The organism is Bacillus sp. 05T31 (assembly GCF_056396725.1).
The window spans coordinates 1-3887 of the sequence record NZ_JBFTMA010000404.1 but is presented as its reverse complement, the minus strand read 5'-3'; the positions used below and the strand labels follow the sequence as shown (position 1 = coordinate 3887).

Genomic DNA, 3887 nt, shown 5'->3' with positions numbered 1-3887 from the left:
TTTAATAAGCCAAGTAATAAGAAAAGTAGTGCAAAACAAGGTCAGCAAAGACGTGGCCGTTAAATAGTTATAATTTTAAAAGAGGCGCAAATAATTGCGGCTCTTTTTTATTTTTATACAATGAAGTCGTTTGAAAGATAATGAGATTTTCTAAAAAACACGAGTCCTGTTATTTAATAATTGGGACATATTCTATAATAATCAATTGAGAAAATATCGTAAATTTGAGATAATTTGGTTATATGAATCGGAATTTAAAATGTAATACAGGATATGTATTACTATAGATATCGTAGAAGGGGGAGGAGAAATATAGTGAATTCATGGGGAAGACCTAGAATGAAAATCCAAAGAACAAAAAGTGAATGGATTTGGGATATCATTGGATATTCATTTTTCTTAGGATCAATAATTTTTTTGATCACCATTTGGGGAGGATTACCTGAGGAAGTACCGGGACATTATAACGCAAATGGGGTTGTAGATCGCTGGGGGTCAAAATGGGAACTTTTGATTCTACCAGGAATCGGGACATTTATAATACTTTTAATGCAGACTTTAGAGAAGTTTCCAGAAGTTAATAACTATCCACAAAGACTTAATGAATCGAATGCTAAGCAGTTTTATTTAAATAGCCGAAAAATGATTAATCAATTAAAAAATGTTTGTTTAGTTATTTTTGCTTTAATCCAATTTGAGACAATTTCAATAGTTTTAGGTTGGGGCGGGGGTTTAGGTAAATTATTTTTACCAATAATAATTATCGGAACAGTTATTCCAATTGTTATAGGAATAATAAGGCAACGGAAAATTAAATAATACGGATTGAATAAACATTCTAATTTATGACGTTATTTCGTTATCGGGCGCTATTATGGGATGCAATTTAGAATTTTAAATGAATTTATTATAAATTTCGTATAGGGAAGTTTGTTTAATCAAAAATTAAACAATTTTATTTTACCTCCATCCTAATTTTAGGACGGGGGTATGYGTGTTTGCGGTTTTAAAATTTAATAACTTTAATGTCTTTCTACAGGGGGATACCAAAAATGAAATTTTAAAATTTCATTCACCGTATTAAAAATAAATTTTAAAATTCATAAAGGAAATGTAAAGTAGGTTGTTGTATATRTACGATAACAGGAAACTTTTYACATACTAAACATATACTTTAAATAAACCGACAGTCGGTCCGTAGGAAGGAGTACATGAATGAGGATCGTAAAAGAATATGGGGARCGTAGAAATGAAATTTTAGAAACTGCTGAACGTTTGTTTGTTACAAAAGGGTATACGAAAACTACAGTAAATGACATTTTAAAAGAGATTGGTATAGCAAAGGGGACGTTTTATCATTATTTTAAGTCGAAAGAAGAAGTAATGGATGAAATTATTATGAGGATTATTAAAGCGGATGTTGCTAAAGCGAAAGCAATTGTCTCTAACCCTAATATCCCAGTTTTGGATAAGCTATTTCGAGTTTTAATGGAACAATCACCAAAATCAGGAGATGTAAAAGATAAAATGATTGAACAATTTCATCAGCCAAATAATGCGGAAATGCATCAAAAAAGTATAGTACAATCAATTATTCATTTATCTCCTGTTTTAGCAGAGATTTTAGAACAAGGAATCGCTGAAGGCATATTTTCTACTCCATACCCACAAGAAACGATTGAATTATTACTCTCTTCAGCACAAGTCATATTTGATGAGGGTTTATTCCAGTGGAAGCCGGAAGAAATGATGAGGAGGGCTAAAGCTTATATCAAAATGATGGAAGCATCTGTTGGAGCGAAAGAGGGAGCCTTTGATTACATGGTGGAGGTTTTAATCAAACAGAAATAGTAATTTTCTGTTTGGATATTATCGACCGACAGTCGGTCTGAATCGAATGAAAGGTGTGATAAGGATGTCAGCTAGTATAAGGTCTTCGATGAAAGATTTTCACTTAATGGTGAGTGGACAAATTATTACTATTTTAGGTTCAACACTTTTACGTTTTGCCCTGTCATTATATGTGCTAGATATAACAGGGCGTGCTGATATATTCGCAGGATTATATGCGGTAACGAGTATTCCGTTTTTACTAGCTCCTCTCGGCGGAGCGATAGCAGATCGTTTCAATCGCCGTGATTTAATGGTTATTTTTGACTTTATCAACGCTGCGATTGTATTAAGCTTTATAGTTTTGTTATTTACTGGACCTGTATCTATTATATTGATTGGAACAATTATGTTTTTACTAGCAGTCGTTAGTGCAATGTATTCACCTGTTGTAATGGCGAGTATTCCGCAATTAGTTCCAGAGAATAAGTTAGAGCAAGCGAACGGTATCGTAAATGGTGTGCAAGCATTGTCAAATATAGTTGCTCCTGTATTTGGAGGAATATTGTACGGCATAATTGGTTTGAAAATGCTCGTAATAATAAGTTGTCTTGCTTTCTTTTTATCTGCGATTTTAGAAATGTTTATTAAAATACCTTTTATAAAAAGAGCACGAGAAAGCCATATAATACCGACAATTGTAAAGGATATGAAAGAAGGATTTATATATGTTTTAAAACAACCATTTATTTTGAAATCTATGCTTTTAGCTGCATTACTAAATTTAATACTTACACCGCTATTTGTTGTTGGCGCTCCAATTATTATACGAGTAACAATGGAAAGTAGCGACACGTTATACGGAATTGGAATGGGATTGATCGATTTTGCTACTATTTTAGGTGCATTATCGATAGGTTTTTTTGCGAAAAAGCTACAGATGAAAACATTGTATTACTGGATGCTTTTAATAGCTTTATTAGTACTACCAATGGCACTATCAGTTACGCCAGCTATTCTTAATTTAGGATACTATCCACCATTTATCCTCTTTATACTTTCTTCTATTCTAATTGCAATGATCGTGACAATTGTATCCATCTATGTGATTACTGTAGTCCAAAAGAAAACACCAAATGAAAACCTAGGAAAAGTAATGGCAATTATAACAGCGGTATCTCAATGTATGGCACCCATTGGGCAAGTCATTTATGGTTTTATGTTTGAAGGATTCAGTATGAAAATTTATTTACCTATATTAGTTATTAGTTTCATAATGATAATAATAGCGATAGTGACGAAGAAAATATTATGGAATGAAGGGAACTAGCTCCATATGATTAGGAGAATGTTAAAAAGAGATTTCTCTCAAAATAAAATGATAATTACCATTCTATTTATGTTTATCATGTTATCAAGTCTTTTAATCGCAAGTGCTTCAAGTAACGTTATAAATCTATTGAACTCAACGGATCAATTGTTTAAAGTATCAAACGCACCGCACTTCGTACAAATGCATGCCGGAGAAATAAACCAAAAGTCAATTGATTCATTTGTAGCGCAAACTCCTTTTGTAAAAAAACAACAAACAGCAGAGATGGTTCAAATAGGCGGATCTAACATTTTTATAAAGAAGAAAAATCAAGCGGAACATAATAGTGTAATGGACATTAGCTTCGTTAAGCAAAATAGTACTTTTGACTTTTTATTAGATTTAAATAATGAATTGATCGATGTTAGGAAAGGGGAAATAGGTGTACCAATTTATTATATGCAAAAATATAATTTGCGTATTGGAGATAAAATTTGGGTTGTTAAAAATAATAATGAGCTAGAATTTACTATTTCGGCATTTGTTCGTGATGTTCAAATGAACCCATCACTTGTTAGTTCAAAACGATTTGTAATAAGCGATGAAGACTTCGAAAGAATAAAGGGGAATTTTGGAGAAAGTGAATATCTTATTGAATTCCAGCTAACAGATTTAAATAAAATAAATGAATTTGAAACTTTATACCAGTCATCAAACTTACCTCAAAAAGGTCCCTCTATTACGT

Annotated in this window: 3 protein-coding genes and 1 pseudogene; all 4 read left to right on the top strand. The window is 32.0% G+C overall.

What is annotated here, in order from left to right:
• The first annotated feature begins 339 nt into the window (after nucleotides 1-339).
• Nucleotides 340-819 (top strand): DUF1648 domain-containing protein, encoded by a 480-nt coding sequence (locus AC1DJR_RS20465; RefSeq protein WP_060751810.1) that lies wholly within the window; start codon nucleotides 340-342, stop codon nucleotides 817-819.
• Nucleotides 820-1215: 396 nt separating this feature from the next.
• Entirely contained in the window at nucleotides 1216-1851 is a 636-nt protein-coding gene (locus tag AC1DJR_RS20460; protein ID WP_002069302.1) for a TetR/AcrR family transcriptional regulator, read from the top strand.
• 46 nt (nucleotides 1852-1897) lie between these two features.
• Nucleotides 1898-3160: an MFS transporter gene (locus tag AC1DJR_RS20455; RefSeq protein WP_477003375.1), complete on the top strand. Its 1263-nt coding sequence runs from the start codon at nucleotides 1898-1900 to the stop codon at nucleotides 3158-3160.
• Between the two features lie 6 nt (nucleotides 3161-3166).
• Nucleotides 3167-3887, top strand: a pseudogene (locus AC1DJR_RS20450) (ABC transporter permease); the annotation flags it as partial.

Coding starts and splice junctions, on each gene's coding strand:
- AC1DJR_RS20465 (WP_060751810.1), top strand. CDS start 340: ATGAAAATCCAAAGAACAAAAAGTGAATGGATTTGGGATATCATTGGA.
- AC1DJR_RS20455 (WP_477003375.1), top strand. CDS start 1,898: ATGAAAGGTGTGATAAGGATGTCAGCTAGTATAAGGTCTTCGATGAAA.